The organism is Azoarcus indigens (assembly GCF_004361735.1).
GTDB lineage: Bacteria > Pseudomonadota > Gammaproteobacteria > Burkholderiales > Rhodocyclaceae > Azoarcus > Azoarcus indigens.
This window is the reverse complement of sequence record NZ_SNVV01000024.1, coordinates 27,673-44,650: the sequence shown is the minus strand read 5'-3', so window position 1 is coordinate 44,650 and position 16,978 is coordinate 27,673. Positions and strand designations below refer to the sequence as shown.

The following is a 16,978-nucleotide window of genomic DNA, read 5'->3' as shown; positions in this document are numbered from 1 at the left end:
GCGGGTTCCGGGAGTGCGTGTCAGGCCGTCTTGCCGAACAGCCCGGCGGGCCGGACCAGCAGCACGATGACCATGATGAAGAAGACGACCACCGCCGACGCGGGCGGATAGAACACCCGCGTCAGCCCCTCGATCAGGCCGAGGCCGAGGCCGGTGAGGATGGAGCCCATGATGGAGCCCATGCCGCCGATGACGACCACCGCGAACACCACGATGATGAGGTTGGAGCCCATCTGCGGATTCACCTGGTACACCGGCGCCGCCAGCACGCCGGCGAAGGCGGCCAGGGCCACGCCGTAGCCGTAGGTGAAGGTGATCAGCAGCGGCACGTTGATGCCCAGCGCCTGCACGATCTGCGGATTCTCGGTGCCGGCGCGCAGGTAGGCGCCCAGCTTGGTCTTCTCGATCATGAACCAGGTGCCGAAGCACACCGCCAGCGCCGCCACCACCACCCAGCCGCGGTAGATGGGCATGAACATGAAGCCGAGGTTCACCCCGCCCTGCAGCAGCTCCGGCACCTCGTAGCTCTGGCCGGAAATGCCGTACTGGTCGCGGAAGATGCCTTCGAAGATCAACGCCAGGCCGAAGGTGAGCAGCAGGCCGTAAAGGTGATCGAGCTTGTACAGCTTGCGCAGCATGGTGCGCTCCAGCAGCACGCCCAGCGCGCCCACCAGCAGGGGCGACAGCAGCAGCGCCGCCCAGTAGTTCACGCCGAACTTGGTCAGCGCGATCCAGGCGACGAAGGCCCCCATCATGTACTGCGCGCCGTGGGCGAAGTTGATGATGTTGAGCAGGCCGAAGATGATCGCCAGCCCCAGGCTGAGGATGGCGTAAAAGGAGCCGTTGATCAGCCCGATCAGCAGCTGGCTGCCGAACAGCGCACTCGGCACTCCGAATATTTCCATGGGATGGCTCCCGCACCGGCGCCGCCACGAGCGGCGGACGCCCGGCGCGATGGGGGTTCAGCTCACTTCTTGACCAGCGGGCAGCGCGATTCGGACAGCGGCTGGAAGGCCTCCGCCGCCGGAATGGTCTGGCGCACGTGGTAGTAATCCCACGGGTACTTGGACTCTTCCGGCTTCTTCACCTGCACCAGGTACATGTCGTGGACCATGCGGCCGTCGTCGCGGATCTGGCCGTTCTTGGCGAAGAAGTCGTTGATCGGCGTCTTCTTCATCTGCGCCATCACCTTCTGCGCCTCATCCGTGCCGGCCGCCTTCACCGCCTTCAGGTAGTGCAGCACCGAGGAATACTGGCCGGCCTGCACCATGGTCGGCATGCGCTTCTGCTTGTCGAAGAAGCGCTTGGACCAGGCGCGGGTCTCGTCATTGAGATCCCAGTAGAAACCGGTGGTCAGGTACATGCTCTGCGCATTCTTCAGGCCCAGGGAATGCACATCGGAAATGAACATCAGCAGGCCGGCAAGCTGCTGCTTGGGCGTGATGCCGAATTCGGCTGCCTGCTTGATGGCGTTGGTGGTGTCGGCGCCGGCGTTGGCGAGGCCGATGATCTGCGCGCCCGAGGCCTGCGCCTGCAGCAGGAAGGAGGAGAAGTCCGAGGCCGGGAAGGGGTGGCGCACCGAACCCAGCACCTTGCCGCCGCTGGCCGTCACCACCGCCGACGAGTCCTTCTCCAGCGAGTGGCCGAAGGCATAGTCGGCGGTGAGGAAGAACCAGGTCTTGCCGCCCTGCTTGGTCACCGCCCGCGCGGTGCCGTTGGCCATCGCGTAGGTGTCGTAGGTGTAGTGCACGGTGAGGTCGTTGCACTGCTCGTTGGTGATGGCGGTGGAGCCGGGGCCGCTCATCAGCGTGACCCTGTTCATCTCCTTCGCCACCTTCATCACCGCCAGCGCAGTGGAGGTGGTGACCAGCTCGGTGGCGACGTCCACGCCCTCGCGCTCGAACCACTCGCGCGCCTTGTTGGAGGAGATGTCGGCCTTGTTCTGGTGGTCGGCGGAGACCATCTCCACCTTGAAGGCCGGTTTTTCCTGGGCGACGAAGTCGTCGATCGCCATCTGGGTGGCGACCACCGTGCCCTGGCCGGCGAGGTCGGAATAGGTACCCGACATGTCGGTGAGCACCCCGACCTTCACGACGTTGCCGGAAATCTGCGCCTGGGCGCCGCCGGCCATCAGGGCCAGGGCCGCGGTGCAGGCGGCGGTAAGCAGTTTCTTGTGCATTTCGTCTCCTCCGTTCCTTCTTGTGATGGCGCGTGGATCAGACTCCAAGCGTCTGGTGCAGCCAGTCCATCCTGCCCGCCAGCTCGGCCTGCGGAATGGTGGCAATGATCTCGCCGTGCTCCAGCACGTAATGGCGGTCGGCGAGCGGCGCGGCGAAGCGGAAGTTCTGCTCCACCAGCACGATGGTGAAACCGCGCGCCTTCAGTTCGGTGATGACCTCGCCCAGCTTGCGCACGATGACCGGCGCCAAGCCCTCGGTGATCTCATCCAGCAGCAGCAGCTTGGCGCCGGTACGCAGCACCCGCGCCATCGCCAGCATCTGCTGTTCGCCGCCCGAGAGCTTGGTGCCCGGGCTGTTACGGCGTTCCTTGAGGTTAGGGAACATGCCGTAGATCTCGTCCACGCTCATGCCGCCACTGGCCACCGGCGGCGGCAGCATCAGGTTCTCCTCGGCCGACAGCGAGGCGAAGATGGCGCGCTCCTCCGGCACGTAGCCGATGCCGTGGTGCGCCATGCGGTGGGTGGCCTCGCTGATCACTTCCCGGCCATTGACCATGATGGAGCCACTGCGCCGGCCGACCAGGCCGAGGATGGACTTCAGCGTGGTCGAGCGGCCTGAGCCGTTGCGCCCCAGCAGGGTCACGCACTCGCCGCGCGCAACCTCCAGGTCGATGCCGTGCAGGATGTGGGATTCGCCGTAGAAGGCGTGCAGGTCGCGCACCCGCAGCATTTCGGCGTGGGAGTTGAAGGCGCTGGTCATGGGTGGCGGCCGAAGTCAGTGGTGGGCATCGTTGATGTCGGCCGAGCCGACGTAGGCTTCCAGCACGCGCGGGTCGCGCGACACTTCCTCGTAGCTGCCCTCGGCCAGCACGCTGCCGCGCGTCAGCACGGTGATGCGGTCGCACAGGTTGGCCACCACCGAGAGGTTGTGCTCCACCATCAGGATGGTGCGGCCCTCGGAGACCTTGCGGATCAGCGCCACCACCCGCTCGATGTCTTCATGGCCCATGCCCTGGGTGGGCTCGTCCAGCAGCATCATCGTCGGCTCCAGTGCCAGCGTGGTGGCAATCTCCAGCGCACGCTTGCGGCCGTAGGGCATCTCGCCGGTGATGGTGTCGGCGAAGCGGCCGAGATCCACCGACTCCAGCAGTTCCATCGCCTTGCCGTTGAGCGCGTCCAGCGACTTCTCCGAGCGCCAGAAGTGGAAGCCGGTGCCCAGCTTGCGCTGCAGGCCGATGCGCACGTTCTCCAGCACGGTGAGGCCGGGGAAGGTGGCGGAAATCTGGAAGGAGCGGATCAGCCCGCGGCGGGCGGTGGCCGCCGGCGCCTCGGTGGTGATGTCCTGCCCCTCGAAATGGATGGTGCCGGTCGTAGGCGGCAGGAACTTGGTCAGCAGGTTGAAAACGGTGGTCTTGCCCGCGCCGTTGGGGCCGATCAAGGCGTGGATGTGGCCCCGCCTGACCTTCAGGTCCACGCCCGACACAGCGGCGAAGCCCTTGAACTCCTTGCTCAGCCCGGCGGTTTCCAGAATGAAATCGCTCATGCTCGTCCCGTTTTTTGTTGTGCGGCGGTACGGGCTCCCCCTCCAGTCACCCGCTTCGCATCGTCGGCCCGAGGCTAGAGGAAAACCTTTGCCACACCATTGCGGAAATGTATCGAATGGTGCGAATGGCATGTTTTTCGCGCATGGATATTGCAATCGCCAGACAGCTCTACGGCTTCAGCTGCGGCAATGAAATCGGCATTCAGGAAGCTGCCATTGGCTGCAGCCCGTGCTCGTTGTCGAACACATAGCGCTTCAGCCGCTCCACGAACCACTGCAGCGCCTTGCCGTCGTTGGCGGGGTGCCAGGCGGTGCAGATGCGTTGGCGCAGGGGTGGGCTGTCGAGGGCGAGGATCTTGAGGCTGCCGTCGGCGAGTTCGTGGCGGATGCGGTAGGCGGGCAGGTAGCCGACGCCCAGGCCCTGGCGCTGGGCTTCGATCTTGCGGTCCATGGACGGCACCACCAGGCGGGAGCGGCCATCCAGCAGGCCGACCGAGCGTGAGGGCAGGTAGCGGGAGCTGTCCGCCACCACCACGGTGGGATAGGCCTGCACCGCCTGTACCGGCACCGGCGGCGGCAGCGCGTTCAGCGGGTGGGCAGCAGCGGCGGCGAAGACGAAATCCACTTCGCCGAGCACATGGCAGGCGAAGCCGCTGGAGGGCGGCTCGCCGACCGCGCCTATCACCAGATCGCAACGCTTGGCGCTGAGCGCATCCCAGCTGCCGCCCAGCACTTCGTCCAGCAGGCGGATTTCGGTGCGGTGGCCGGCGCGCTGGAATTCGGCCAGCAAGTCATAGACGGGCTCCACCGCCAGCACGCTGTCCACCGCGATGCGCAGTTCCGCCTCCCAGCCGTCCGCCGCCGCCTTGGCCATGCGGGTGAGCTCTTCCACCGCGGTGAGGATGTGCCGCCCCTGCTCCAGCACCAGCCGCCCCACCGGCGTCAGCTCGGCCTTGCGCCGGCTGCGGTCGAACAGCGCCACGCCCAGTTCCTCTTCCAGCTTGGTGACGGTGTAGGAGATGGCGGAGGGCACTCGGAACAGCGCATCCGCGGCGGCGGCGAAGCTGCCCTTGCGGTCTATGGCGTCGAGCACGCGCAGGGCGTCCAGGGTGAGCGGCGAGTACATGGGCGGGAGCAGCGGGCAAAGAGGGGCGGGTTACGGGGTTGCAGGCAGGGCCTGAAGCAAGGGGCTGCAACGGCTCGAATAAATTGATCAATTCAATTGAACATTGTGCTCAATTCTCTTCGTTATTTCTCCTGAAGTCCAATCACTAAGATGGCTACATGCATCAAACGTACTGACGCAAACGAACAAGAAACCCACTGAACCCAGCAAACGAAATCCAGGAGAAATCCCCATGAACAAGTCCCTCGTCCAACGCCTCCTTTCCTCCCGTGCCGGCGCTGCCGCCCTGGCGCTGCGGGTGCCGGTCGGCATCATCTTCATCGCCCACGGCGCGCAGAAGCTGTTCGGCCTGTTCGGCGGCTATGGCCTGGAAGGCACCGGCCAGTGGATGGAATCCATCGGCCTCGCCCCCGGCTACCTGATGGCGCTGATGGCCGGCAGCGCGGAGTTCTTCGGCGGGCTGGCGCTGCTGATGGGCCTGCTGGTGCGGCCGGCGGCGCTGTCGCTGAGCTTCGCGATGGTGGTGGCGATCTTCAGCGTGCATATCCACAACGGCCTGTTCATGAGCAACAACGGCTACGAATTCGGCCTCGCGCTGCTGGCCGCCGCGGCTTCGCTGCTGTTCAGCGGTGCCGGCAGCCTGTCGCTGGACCAGGCCATCGCCCGCCGCCTCGGCGACGAGCGCTGAACCGCCCCACCACAACATCCCAACCCCAACCTCCGCAACCGCGGGAAGCCCGGCTTCCCGCCCCAACCGGGAGCACGACCATGATCACCACTCGCCTCGCCCAAGACCGTGGCCACGCCAACTTCGGCTGGCTGGACAGCCACCACACCTTCTCCTTCGGCAGCTACTACGATCCCCGCCACATGGGCGTCTCGGCCCTGCGGGTGATCAACGATGACCGCGTGGTCGCCGGCGCCGGCTTCGACACCCACCGCCACCGCGACATGGAGATCATCAGCTACGTGCTGGAAGGCACCATAGAGCACAAGGACAGCACCGGCACCCACTCGCAGCTGAAGGCGGGCGAGGTGCAGGTGATGAGCGCCGGCCGCGGCATCGCCCACAGCGAGTACAACCCCTCGGCCAAGGACGGGCTGCACTTCCTGCAGATCTGGATCGAGCCGGCGGTGGACGGCATCGCGCCGGGTTACGTGCAGCAGGATTTCTCCGGCCTGCGCGGCAAGAACCTGATCGTGTCACCGGATGGCCGCGACGGCTCCCTGCCCATCCACCAGGACGCCAGCGTCTATCAGCTGAAGCTGGCGGCGGGCGAGGAAGCCAGCCATGAGGCCACCGCCGGCCGCAGCTACTACGTTCATGTGGCGCAGGGCAGCCTGCGGGTGAACGAGGTGCTGCTGAACACCGGCGACGGCGCCGAGATCGCCGGTGAAGCGCTGATCCGCCTGCAGGCAGAAGGCGAAACGGAAGCGCTGCTGTTCGAACTGCCGTGAGCGCTTGCGGCATGCAGGAAACTGACCGGCCCGGGGTTCGCCCCGGGCCTTTTTTCCTTGATTTGCCCGACCGTGGGAGAGGGGCGGGAAACACCAGAGCGGCAGGCCCCTCCTCCGCGCTGTGCCGGCATCATGAGGCGCCGGCCACCGTCTCCGCCGTCGGCCCAGGCTGCGGCGCCACCCGCTTGATGGTCGCCGTATCCTGGCCCGGCGGCAGGCCGAACAACCGCCGGTACTCCCGGGTGAATTGCTGCACGCTCTCGTAGCCCACCGCAAACGCGGCGCTGCTGGCGGAGCACCCCTCGGCTGTCATCAGCCGCCGGGCTTCGACCAGGCGCAGCTGCTTCTGGAACTGCAGCGGCGACAGCGAGGTCGCGGCGCGGAAATGCAGGTAGAAGGCGGACGCGCTCATGCCCGCCGTCGACGCCAGCCGGGCCACCGGCAAGGGCTGCGCAAACTCCGCCCGCAGCAGCGCCACCGCGGCGGCTACGCGCTGGGCATGGCTGTCCGGCCAGCCGATCTGGCGGATGGCGCCGCCATGCTTGCCGGCCAGCAGCCAGTAATGCATCTCGCGCAGCAGCTGCCTGCCGAGGAAAGGCAGGGCGGCGGGGCGCTCCAGCAGGCGCATCAGGCGCAGGGCGGTATCCGCCACTTCGCCGTCGGTCGGCTCCACCTGCACCGCGGCCCCCTGGGCGACAGGGCCGAGTTTCATTTCCAGGCCCAGCTCCGCGATCAGCGCCAGATCCAGTTCCAGCACCAGGGAGAAATACGGCTCGGCCTCGCTGGCCTGGGTGATCTGGCTGATCGTGGGCACGTCCGCGGTGATCAGCAGCGAATCGCCGGCGGTGAAGGAGAAGGCCTCCGTGCCCAGCAGCACCCGCTTGCTGCCTTGCAGGACCAGGCAGACCAAGGGCCGGGAAATCGCGTACTCCAGCCCGCTGGGCTTGCAGGCGCGGATCACCGCCAGCCCGGGGATGGAGCTTTGTGCCACGCCGGCCGGTCCGGCATGAACGCGGGCGTAGCGGCTGGCCGCCTGTAGCAATGAGTCATCCATGACTGCAAGGTAGCCGATCAAGCCCACGCGGGCATAGCGGATCTGGAGAAGCAGGCCAGAAATGCGGAGATTCAGGCAAAGCCCTGCCCGGCTCCGGCTCGCAGAATGAAGGCCTGTTCCCACCCCAACCCAGGAGTTGCTGCCATGACGACCCTTTCCCTCATCACAGGTGCCAGCCGCGGCCTCGGCCGCAACACCGCGCTCGCCATCGCCCGCGCCGGCGGCGACGTCATCCTCACCTACCAGAGCCGCGAGGCCGAAGCCCGGGCGGCGGTGGCCGAGATCGAGCGACTGGGCCGCAAGGCGGTGGCGCTGCAGCTGGATGCCGGCAAGGTCTCCACCTTTCCCGGCTTCGTCGAACAACTGAAAACCGCCTTGCAAGAAACATGGCAGCGCGAGCGCTTCGACCATCTGGTGAATAACGCCGGCCACGGCGAGATGGCGCCGCTTGCCGAGATGAGCGAGGCGGCCTTCGACGGCCTGGTCAATGTGCATTTCAAGGGCGTGTTCTTCCTCACCCAGAAGCTGTTGCCGCTGCTCAGCGATGGCGGCCGCATCGTGAACCTCTCCAGCGGCCTGACCCGCGTCTCCGCCGAGGGTTGGTCGGCCTACGCGGCGGTCAAAGGGGCGGTGGAGGTGCTCGGCGTGTACATGGCCAAGGAACTGGGTGGCCGCGGGATCGCCGTCAATACCGTCGCGCCGGGCGCCATCGAGACGGACTTCCTCGGCGGCGCGGTGCGCGACACCCCGGCGTTCAATGCGCACTTCGCTTCGATGACGGCGCTGGGCCGGGTGGGCGTGGCGGACGACATCGGCCCGATGATCGCCAGCCTGCTGTCCGAGGCCAACCGCTGGGTCAATGCGCAGCGCATCGAAGTCTCCGGCGGACAGGGGATCTGAAGGGACGGAAGGAGCCGCCCGCTCGGCCGGGCGGCTCTTCCTTGAGCACCACTGCGCCGCGCACGCCCGTCATAACCCCGCCGTCATCCCCAGGCACACGCGGCGGCCGTCCAGCGTCTTGCCGTAGTCCGCGGTATTCAATTCCTCGTCGAACAGCTTGTGGATGCCGCCAAGGAAGCCGGAACGCCGCGGAAAAGCGGCTTTCATCCACGGAGACCCTTGCAGGCCGTACGAAAAGAAAACCGGTATCACGTGAAGCCGCGCTTGCAGCCGGGCGCAAGCCAGTGGCGGCGCGGGAATGGCGGCGGAGAACAAAACCGCCGGGAACACGGAAATCCGCATTGAGTCTTGGCCGCGCGGCTGCGACACTGGCGCAAAACAACAACGCTGCGCCGCAGCAAACGCCCGCAGCCCCCAACCCGGAGCCCTGCCGATGGACCGCCCCGCCTCAGCACCGCCGCGCCAGTACCGCTACTACGAATTCGTCATGGCGGCCTTCGTCGCCGTCTATCTCTGCTCCAACCTCATCGGCCCGGCCAAGGCGGCGCAGCTGGATCTGCCACTGCTAGGCGCGGTCACCTTCGGCGCCGGCGTGCTGTTCTTCCCGATTTCCTACGTGTTCGGCGACGTGCTCACCGAGGTCTACGGCTACGCCCGCGCCCGCCGGGTGATCTGGGCCGGCTTCGGCGCCATGCTGTTCGCCTCTGTGATGGCCTGGGTGGTGGTGAAGCTGCCGCCGGCGCCCGGCTGGCTCAACCAGCCGGCCTACGAGATCGCCTACGGCTCCACCTGGCGCATCGTGCTGGCCTCGCTGGTGGCCTTCTTCTGCGGCGAATTCATCAACTCCTTCGTGCTGGCGAAGATGAAGGTGTGGACCGAGGGCCGCCACCTGTGGGCGCGCACCATAGGCTCCACCATCTTCGGCGAGGGCGTGGATTCCACGCTGTTCTACCCGCTGGCCTTCTGGAACTCCGGCCTGATCCCGAACGAGCTGCTGCCCGCCATCATGCTCAGCCAGTTCCTCACCAAGGTAGGGGTGGAGGTGGTGCTGACGCCGGTGACCTACAAGGTGGTCGGCCTGCTCAAGCGCGCCGAGCGCGAGGATTACTACGACCGCGACACCAACTTCACGCCGTTTTCGATCAAGGCTTGAGGGCGTGAGGGCAAAGGGGGCGAGCGCCTGAGTTGGCCTGAGCCGACGGACACCTACGGCAGCGCCGCCAGTTCCGCGATCAGCGCCAGATCCGCCACCCCGGTCGCCGGCGCGCCGCGGCTCTGCTGGTAGGCCTGCACGCAACGCACCGAAGTCTGGCCGTAGATGCCATCGGCGCGGATGTCGATGCCGCGCTCCGACAGCCCCAGCTGCAGCAGGCGCACATCCAGCCCGCGCAGCAGCGGAGACTGCATCGCCAGCGTGCGGGTGCCGGGTTGCGGGCCGTCGTAGCAACCGACGGGCGTGGCGGTGAGGGAGGCCAGCGAGATCTCTCCATCCCGCACCACCAGCGGCAGCTCCAGGCCCCAGTAACCCTGGTCTATCAGGCGGCGGAAGGCGGCCATGCGGTAGACGGTGGCGCGCAGGTCGGCGCGCGGATGGCCGGCCAGCCAGTCGCGACGGATGTCTACATAGGCGGCGATCCAGTCGCGCTCGCCCACCGCCGCCGCCGGACCGCGCGCCGCCTGGGTGCGGTCGCGCATCGCCTTCCACGAGCCATGCACGAAGCTGTCGTAGACCACCGCCACGCCCAGCGGGGTGACGATGCCTTCCCGCGCGGCGGTGCGCTCGGCCGGCTGCCAGTAGGTTTCGTCGAAGAAGGCATCCTGGGTGTCGCGCATCACCGGGTCGTCGGCAGCGGCGCGCAGCAGGTTGTGCAGGCGGGCATCGGTATCCACCGCGCGCTCGCCGGCCGACACCGCGGGCAGCCAGGGCGACAGCCGCGCGCCGAAGCGGGCGCCGGCGTTGGCGCAGTAGCGCTCCAGCATGCGGTAGAGGTTGCCCGAGCCCAGCGTGGTCTGGGAGCGGCCGTAGGTGAGGCGGCCGGTGTCGCCGGCGATCAGCGTCACCTGGCCGTAGTCGCCGCGCACCCGGCCGGTTTCGAACAGATTGACGATGGCTTCGGCGGTGCGCTTCTGGGTCTGGCTGAGCGGCATGGCGGGCTCCGGCGGGAAGGCCGGCCGGCCCGGCAGGCCGACGGCGGCGCAATCGACCCATTCAACATAGACAGCCCCGATTCCGCCTGCCGGGTCCATCTCCCATAATGAGCGCACACCCTGCCCGCCCCGCCCGCCATGAACTTCACCGTGCGCGACTGCCGCGACGACGATCTGCCGGCGCTGCGCGAACTCTTCCTCGCCGCCCGCCGCGCCACTTTCACCTGGGAACCGCCGCTGCGCTTCCGGCTGGAGGATTGCGACGATCTCACCACCGGCGAGCGCATCTGGGTGGCCGCCGCGACGGCAGGCGACGCCCCGCTGGGCTTCGCTGCGGTGTGGGAGGCGGACGCCTTCCTGCACCACCTGTTTGTTCATCCGGATCATCAGGGCCAGGGCGTGGGCAGCGCCCTGCTGGCCGCCGCCACCGCGCCGCTGCTGGCGCCGGCCACGCTGAAATGCCTGGAGGCCAACCGCCGCGCCCGCCGCTTCTACCTGCACCACGGCTGGGAGGTGACAGGCAACGGCAATGGCCCGGACGGCGCCTGGCTGCTGATGCGGGAAGGGCATCACACGCCGTGGGCGGGCGGGGCCTGAGGCGCGGCGCCGCATCGCCCCGCGGGCCGCACCGCGTTCACGCCGGGGAAAGCTCAGGCGGGGCCGGGAACAAGCCCGCCAGCGGGAGAGCTCACCCGTGGCGGGAATCGCGCCCGCCGCATGCCGGTGCCCGCAATGCGCGGGGGTGGCTGAACCGCCGGCCGCCGCGGCATGTCGGCGCCCGCGCCTCGTCCGCGGCCGGTGGCGCACCGGACCTGGGCCCGGCGCCACCGTTTCACAGCCGCAGCAGCAGCGGCTAGGCGTTCACCACTGGTACTTCAGCCCGGCGATCAGCGTGTGCTGGGTCTGGCGCTCATCCACGCCGAGGTTGTAGTCCAGCGCCAGGGCCAGGCGCTCGCTGGCCTTGCCCTTGAGGCCGAAGCCCAGCACCGCGCTGTCGTGCTCCTGCTTCAGGCCGCCGACGCGGAAATCGACGCCGGGCGCGCCCTGGAAGGCCACCTCCATCTCGCTGCCCCGGTCCGCCCACTGGTGGGCCCAGAAAGCGCGCAGCTCGCCGCTGAGCCCGCTGTCGTTGAGCGGCACCTGCAGCCGCCCGCCCAGCATGGAGACCAGCGAGCGGGTGGTCTGACCGTCGGCGTCCAGGCCGAGCGCGCCGGCGCCCTTCTCACGGAAGCCGTCCTGCTTCAGCACCACGTTCTGCAGCGACAGCGCCGGCTCCAGCACATAGCTGCCGCGATCGATGCGATAGGCCGCCTCCACGAACAGGCCGGCTTCGCGGCCATCGTAGTCGGCGGTGGCGCGGGTGACATCGCTGCCGATGAGGATGTCGCGGCTGGTGTGGTAGTCGTTCCAGCCATAGGCGGCGATGGCGCGGAAGCGCCAGTCATCCACCTCGTAGCTGCCGTAGGCGGCGAGCTGGTGGCCGCGCACCCGGGCGTCGTCGCTGCCCGCGGTGGCGTAGTCCAGCCGGGTTTCGCTGTACTGGTAGGCCAGGCCGACGGCGAGGCGCTCGCTCAACCGGCTGTCGGCACCCAGCAGCAGGCCGCTGCTGTCGCTCTTGTAGCCGGCGGCGTTGCCGTCGGAGCGGGTATTGCCGTGGCCGCCGACAACCTGCGCCCACATGTAGCCCCGCTCGCGCTGCGGCCGCAGGCGCAGACCCAGCCCGCCGCCGACGTCGCTCATCGTGTCCGCCTGGGCGTTGGCCGCCAGCAGCACCGGCTCGCTGGCGTTGAAGCCCAGCAGCGGCGCGCCGCCGGCCGCGCCGCCGATGTTGTGGCTACCCAGGGTCTGGATGGTGCTGGAGAGCACGCCGAGGTTGGCCAGCCCGAGGTGGGCGCGGCCGCTCATGCTGTCGAAGGCGACTTGCGCCTGGGCGGTGGAAAGGGTGTCGATGCGGGACAGCACCTGGTCGAACTCGCTGCCGATGGGGACGCTGAGCGCGGCGGCGGTCAGCGCGTTGGCCACGCCGGCCTGGTTGGGCGTGGTGCTGACCGAGGCATAGCCGGCGCCGTTGGGCGTCAGCGTCAGTTCCACCAGTTGGTCGTCGTAGCGCACCACCGGCGTCACGAAGGCGAAGTCGCTGCTCACCGTGCTGAAGGTGCCCGTCACCAGGCCAGTGGCGCTCAGGATGGTGTAGCGGGTGTTGGCGGTGTATTCCGCCGAGCCGGCGAGGATGCTGAGACCGCCGGCGAGGAAGGCGTTGCCGTCGACCACCACCGCGTCGGAGAGGCCGCTGGTGGTGGTGTGCACGCGGTAGAGCGAGCCGCTGGCCAGCGTCAGGTCACCATCCACATGCAGCGCGCTGCCGGGCGCATCCAGCGCCAGCACGCCGCCGGCCGCCACCGTGGTGCTGCCCACCGTGCCGCTGCCGGACAGCGTGCCGCCGGAGGCCACCTGCAGCATGCCGCCCAGGCTGCCGCTGACGGTAAGCGTGCCGCCGCTCACCGTGGTGAGGCCGGCGAACGCGCTGGAATTGCCGCTCAGCGTGGTGTTGCCGGCGAGCTGGTTGATCGCACCGCTGCCGGACAAGGCCGCGGCCAGGGTGTAGCTGCCGAGGTAGTTGAGGTTGAGCGTGCCATTGCCGGCGCCGAAGGCAATGGAGGCGGTGTCCAGCACGCCGGCCGCCTGGGCCGCGGCACCCGCCGCGGCGCCGAGGTTGAGCACGCCGGTGGAGCCCGCCTGGGTGGCGATGCCCAGCTCGGTGGCGCTGACGGTGCCGCCGTCGCTCACCGTCAGCTCGCCGGAGCCGCCGAGGCCGACGTGCAGCTTGTGGGTCGAGGTCCAGTGGGAGCCGCTGCCGGTGACCACCGCCGAACCGCTGCTGCCGCTCTCGTTGGCGATATAGACACGGTTGCCGCTGACCGTGGCGCCGCCGCTGACCAGCAGGGAGCCGGTGCCGAAGCGGCCGACGTTGAAATCCTGCCCGGCCGTCACGCTGGAGCCGTTGCCGCTGACGGTGAGGCTGCCGTGCGAGCTGACCAGGTCGCCGAGGATGGCCTGCGCGCCGGCCGTCAGCGTGCTGCCGCCAGTGACGGTGACCTCGCCGGAGGCGCCACCGCTCTGGCCGACGAGAAGGTCGCCGCTGTTGGTCCAGCTCGAACCGCCGCTGAGGTGGACCTCGCCCACCGCCCCGTTGGCCACGCCGACGTAGCCGTCGGTGCTGCTCACCATGCCGTTGGCCGATACCGTCAGCGTGCCCTCGCCCTCGTTGCCCACATACAGCACGCCGGAGTTGATCCAGTTGCCGTCGGTGATCGTCACTACGCCCGTGCTGCCGGCAAGATGGCCCACCAGGCCGCCGGTGCTGGTCACGGTGGCGCCGTTGGTCACCGTCAGCGCGCCGCTGCCGGCGTAGCCCACCGAGATGCGGTCGCTGGCCGTCCAGGTGGCATCGTCCACCGTCACGCTGCCGGAGCCGGCTGCCGCGCCGCCGAGCAGGACGGCGCCGGTGTTCAGGCTGCCGCCGTCCTCCACGGTGAGGGTGGCGGTGCCGCCGGTGGAGGTGTTGTCGAAGGGATCGCCGCCCATGATCAGGCGGGCGGTGGTCCAGCTGCCGCCGCTGACAAGGGCGGTGCTGGTGGAGGAGGCATAGCGGGCGATGAAGGTTTCGCCGGAGCTGACGCTGGCGCCGCTCTCCACCGTGAGGCTGCCGTTGCCGTAGAGGCCGAGATAGAAGGTATCGTTGATCGTCAGCTGGCTGCCGCTGGCCACCGAGATAGCGCTGGCGAGGCCGGCGGCACTGGCCATCGTCGCGCTCTGGGTGGTGACGCTGGCGCCGCCGCTCAGGCTGAGCGTGCCGGTGCCGCCGACGCCCACCGCCAGCGCGCCGCTATTGTTCCAGCTGCTGCTGCTGCCGCTCAGGCTCACTTCGCCGCTGCTGCCCACGCCGTCGCCCAGATGGGCGCTGTCGCTCTCCAGGTGGCCCGCGGTGATCTCTATGGTGCCGCTGCCGCCGTAGCCGACGTAAAGCATGCCGGTGCCGGCATCGAAGCTGCCGCCGGTCTGCAGCGTCAGCGTGCCGCTGCCGCCCGCCGTAGCGCCGATATAGACCGGGCCGCTGGTAACGGAAGCGCTCGCGCCCTGCTCCACCGTCAGTGTGGCGGTGCCCTCGTTGCCCAGGGTCAGCGCGCCGGTGGAAACGATGAAGGCGGCGCCGCTGCCGCTCACGCTGAGCACGCCGTTGGCCCCGGCGCTATTGCCCATCAGCGCCGAGCCGGTAGTGAGACTGCCGCCGGCGGTGATGTTGAGCCGCCCCTCGCTGCCGCCGCCCAGCACCAGGAAGTTGACGGTGGTGGTGGAACCGAGACTGGCGACCGGCGCCGAGATCAGGTCGAAGGTGGCGGTGTCGCCGCTCCCCGGAGGGCCGTAGCCGTCCCAGTCCCAGCTGCCCAGGGTGTTCCAGTCCGCTCCCTGGCTGCCATTCCAGCGGAAGTTCCCGGCCAGCGCCGGGTGGCTGAGGCCGAGACCGACGGCCAGGGCGAGCAGGGTGAGACGGGGGCAGGACGATTTCCGTAAGGCCATGGAGGGATGCTCTCTTGATTGTGGCGTCCCCCGGCAGGCGGCAGCACCGGCAAACAATCAGTCCGGATCGCTGGGGTCGGGGACGACGAATAAATGTAAGTGCATGTTATCACCGCAGTATGTCGTCGGATGACAGGCGCGCAAAGGAAAATCCGGCGCCGGCAGGCCGGGTAGGGCCGATCGGCGCGGCTTCCGATGGCACCCGCCAACCTCGGCCCCGGCGGGAAAAGACGGCCGGGCACCGCTCTCTTCGCCGCCGCCTTTCCGAACGGCATATCCCGCCCGGAACAGCGGGGGAAAGCTCGATGCCGCCCTCGTTCCCCCTACTCCGCCGGCAGGAAAGGCGAAGGCTGGAAGGCCGCCGGCCAGCTCAGCGGCACGGCCTGCGGGCGATGGCAGACGGCGGTGACGACGATGCGCAGCAGGCGCTCGGCGCCGGGCAGGGCCGCGAGTTGCGCCGGCGCGTCCCCGGCCTCCAGGATCTCCGCCCGCCCGGCCACATGCAGCAGCCCGGCCGGCGCCCCCGCAGCGAGAAACACCAGCCCCACCCGCGGCTCCAGCAGCAGATTGCCGAAGGTGTTGAAGAAGCGGTTGCCGGCATAGTCCGGCAGCAGCAGCGCGGTGCTGCCGTCCGCCGCCACGGACAGGCGGACGAAGCCGGGCGGGCCGCCGCGGTGGGAGGCATCCGCGCCATAGGCCAGCACCGCATCCTCGCCCGGATGGCGGGAGGCAATGAACAGGCTGTCTGCGGCGGCGATCAGTTGTTGTGCGACGGTATCCGGGGCGTTCAGCCAGCGCACGGGCGCCGCGCCCGCGGCTCCTTCCCCCAGGTAAACCACTTCGCGCCCCTGGATGTACTTCGGGCAATTGCCGAAGCTCTCCAGCACCGCCAGCTCGAAGCCGCCAGCATCCACCGCCGTCACCACGCCATTCACCCGGTTGCGCCGCCGCGTCGCCGGCTGGATACCCAGCAGGCCGATGCGCGCACCGGGCCGGATCGCCGCCTGCAGCGGGTCTCCCGCCGGCGGCAGCGCCGCTACCCGCAGCCGCTGCGGCGTCGGCGAATGGAGGAAGCCCGGCGGCCCGGCCAGCAGCGTCGCCCACGGCTGGCCGGTGGCGTCCGCCGCGCCGAGCACGATGAAGGGCAGCTGGGCGAAGAACTCCCGGTGCTGCTCCGGCATGTGGTCGCGGATCACCCGCTGGCCGATGGGCGCCAGCTCCTCCTCCACGCCGATGCGCGCCTGCAGCAGGCGCTCGCCGGCATGGAAGCCGCGTCCGGGGTGTTCCGGCGGCGGCCGGTGTGGGGTGGTATCCATCGCTCAGTCTCCGCTGCGGTCCGGCGAGCGCGGCATGCCGACGAAGCCGGGCAGCGCCTCCACCTGCTGCAGCCAAGCGCGCACCGCCGGGTAGGGCCGCAGCGACACGCCGCCCTCCGGCGCATGGGCGGTGTAACTATACATGGCGATGTCCGCCAGCGTAGGCGTGTCGGCGGCGAGGTAGGCACGGGCGGACAGGGTCTGCTCCATCACCGGCAGCAGGCGGTCGGCCAGCGCCATCGCGGCGGCGTAGTCGATGTCGGCGCCGAACACATGTTTCAGCCGCGCCCGCGCCGGGCCGAAGGCGAGCAGGCTGGCGGCGGCAGAGAACCAGCGCTGCACCTCGGCGGCGCCCAGCGGATCGGCCGGCAGCCAGCGTATCGCCTCGTCCGCGCCATAGCGGCCGGCCAGGTACACCAGGATGGCGTTGGAATCCGCCACCACCGTGTCGCCATCCTTCAGCACCGGGATCTGGCCGAAGGGGTTCAGCGCGAGGAAATCCGGCTGGCGGTGGGCGCCGGCGGCCAGGTCCAGTTCTTCGTAGCGGAAGGGCAGCCGCAGCAGCGACAGGAACAGCGCCACCCGGTGGCAGTGGCCGGACAGGGGCAGGCCGTACAGCACCAGCGGTTCGGTGGGCAGCGGACGGGGCATGGCGGGTCTCCTTGGTCGTTGCGGC

16 protein-coding genes are annotated in these 16,978 nt (G+C 69.0%); 5 read left to right on the top strand and 11 right to left on the bottom strand.

Annotated elements, in window-relative coordinates:
• Positions 1-20: 20 nt before the first annotated feature.
• The 5 genes from C7389_RS20695 to C7389_RS20675 form a co-directional block, all read right to left on the bottom strand.
• Positions 21-905 carry a branched-chain amino acid ABC transporter permease gene (locus C7389_RS20695; protein WP_133594562.1) on the bottom strand — a complete coding sequence of 295 codons (885 nt, stop codon included), beginning with the start codon at positions 903-905 and terminating at the stop codon, positions 21-23.
• Between the two features lie 62 nt (positions 906-967).
• Positions 968-2,179, bottom strand: a complete 1,212-nt coding sequence (locus C7389_RS20690) for an ABC transporter substrate-binding protein (RefSeq protein WP_133594561.1) — start codon at positions 2,177-2,179, stop codon at positions 968-970.
• Between the two features lie 37 nt (positions 2,180-2,216).
• Entirely contained in the window at positions 2,217-2,939 is a 723-nt protein-coding gene (locus C7389_RS20685; RefSeq protein ID WP_133594560.1) for an ABC transporter ATP-binding protein, read from the bottom strand.
• A 15-nt stretch (positions 2,940-2,954) separates the two neighbouring features.
• The gene (locus tag C7389_RS20680; protein ID WP_133594559.1) at positions 2,955-3,722 is read right to left on the bottom strand and encodes an ABC transporter ATP-binding protein; all 768 of its coding nucleotides are present in this window, start codon (positions 3,720-3,722) and stop codon (positions 2,955-2,957) included.
• A gap of 202 nt (positions 3,723-3,924) precedes the next feature.
• Positions 3,925-4,848 (bottom strand): LysR family transcriptional regulator, encoded by a 924-nt coding sequence (locus C7389_RS20675; protein WP_133594558.1) that lies wholly within the window; start codon positions 4,846-4,848, stop codon positions 3,925-3,927.
• Between the two features lie 232 nt (positions 4,849-5,080).
• Between C7389_RS20675 and C7389_RS20670 the strand changes: the two genes are divergently transcribed.
• Complete coding sequence (locus C7389_RS20670; protein ID WP_133594557.1) at positions 5,081-5,536, top strand: DoxX family protein; 456 nt, start codon at positions 5,081-5,083, stop codon at positions 5,534-5,536.
• Positions 5,537-5,616: 80 nt separating this feature from the next.
• On the top strand, positions 5,617-6,306 hold the full coding sequence (locus C7389_RS20665; protein WP_133594556.1) for a pirin family protein: 690 nt from the start codon (positions 5,617-5,619) through the stop codon (positions 6,304-6,306).
• Between the two features lie 130 nt (positions 6,307-6,436).
• Here C7389_RS20665 and C7389_RS20660 read toward each other — a convergent pair whose 3' ends face one another.
• Positions 6,437-7,360, bottom strand: a complete 924-nt coding sequence (locus C7389_RS20660) for an AraC family transcriptional regulator (RefSeq protein ID WP_133594555.1) — start codon at positions 7,358-7,360, stop codon at positions 6,437-6,439.
• Between the two features lie 144 nt (positions 7,361-7,504).
• Here C7389_RS20660 and C7389_RS20655 point away from each other — a divergent pair, with 144 nt between their 5' ends.
• The gene (locus tag C7389_RS20655; RefSeq protein ID WP_133594554.1) at positions 7,505-8,260 is read left to right on the top strand and encodes an SDR family NAD(P)-dependent oxidoreductase; all 756 of its coding nucleotides are present in this window, start codon (positions 7,505-7,507) and stop codon (positions 8,258-8,260) included.
• Between the two features lie 69 nt (positions 8,261-8,329).
• Here C7389_RS20655 and C7389_RS20650 read toward each other — a convergent pair whose 3' ends face one another.
• Positions 8,330-8,602, bottom strand: a complete 273-nt coding sequence (locus C7389_RS20650; protein ID WP_133594553.1) for a hypothetical protein — start codon at positions 8,600-8,602, stop codon at positions 8,330-8,332.
• 91 nt (positions 8,603-8,693) lie between these two features.
• Between C7389_RS20650 and C7389_RS20645 the strand changes: the two genes are divergently transcribed.
• Complete coding sequence (locus C7389_RS20645) at positions 8,694-9,413, top strand: queuosine precursor transporter (RefSeq protein ID WP_133594552.1); 720 nt, start codon at positions 8,694-8,696, stop codon at positions 9,411-9,413.
• A 53-nt stretch (positions 9,414-9,466) separates the two neighbouring features.
• On the opposite strand, the gene C7389_RS20640 is transcribed toward C7389_RS20645, so the two are convergent.
• On the bottom strand, positions 9,467-10,408 hold the full coding sequence (locus C7389_RS20640; RefSeq protein ID WP_246034917.1) for a chitosanase: 942 nt from the start codon (positions 10,406-10,408) through the stop codon (positions 9,467-9,469).
• Between the two features lie 138 nt (positions 10,409-10,546).
• Here C7389_RS20640 and C7389_RS20635 point away from each other — a divergent pair, with 138 nt between their 5' ends.
• Positions 10,547-11,005: a GNAT family N-acetyltransferase gene (locus C7389_RS20635; RefSeq protein WP_133594550.1), complete on the top strand. Its 459-nt coding sequence runs from the start codon at positions 10,547-10,549 to the stop codon at positions 11,003-11,005.
• 264 nt (positions 11,006-11,269) lie between these two features.
• Here C7389_RS20635 and C7389_RS20630 read toward each other — a convergent pair whose 3' ends face one another.
• From C7389_RS20630 to C7389_RS20620, 3 genes are all read right to left on the bottom strand, one after another.
• The gene (locus C7389_RS20630; RefSeq protein ID WP_133594549.1) at positions 11,270-14,986 is read right to left on the bottom strand and encodes an autotransporter domain-containing protein; all 3,717 of its coding nucleotides are present in this window, start codon (positions 14,984-14,986) and stop codon (positions 11,270-11,272) included.
• Between the two features lie 323 nt (positions 14,987-15,309).
• Positions 15,310-16,302 (bottom strand): pyridoxamine 5'-phosphate oxidase family protein, encoded by a 993-nt coding sequence (locus C7389_RS20625; RefSeq protein WP_133594548.1) that lies wholly within the window; start codon positions 16,300-16,302, stop codon positions 15,310-15,312.
• A 3-nt stretch (positions 16,303-16,305) separates the two neighbouring features.
• Entirely contained in the window at positions 16,306-16,953 is a 648-nt protein-coding gene (locus C7389_RS20620) for a glutathione S-transferase family protein (RefSeq protein WP_133594547.1), read from the bottom strand.
• Between the last annotated feature and the right edge of the window lie 25 nt (positions 16,954-16,978).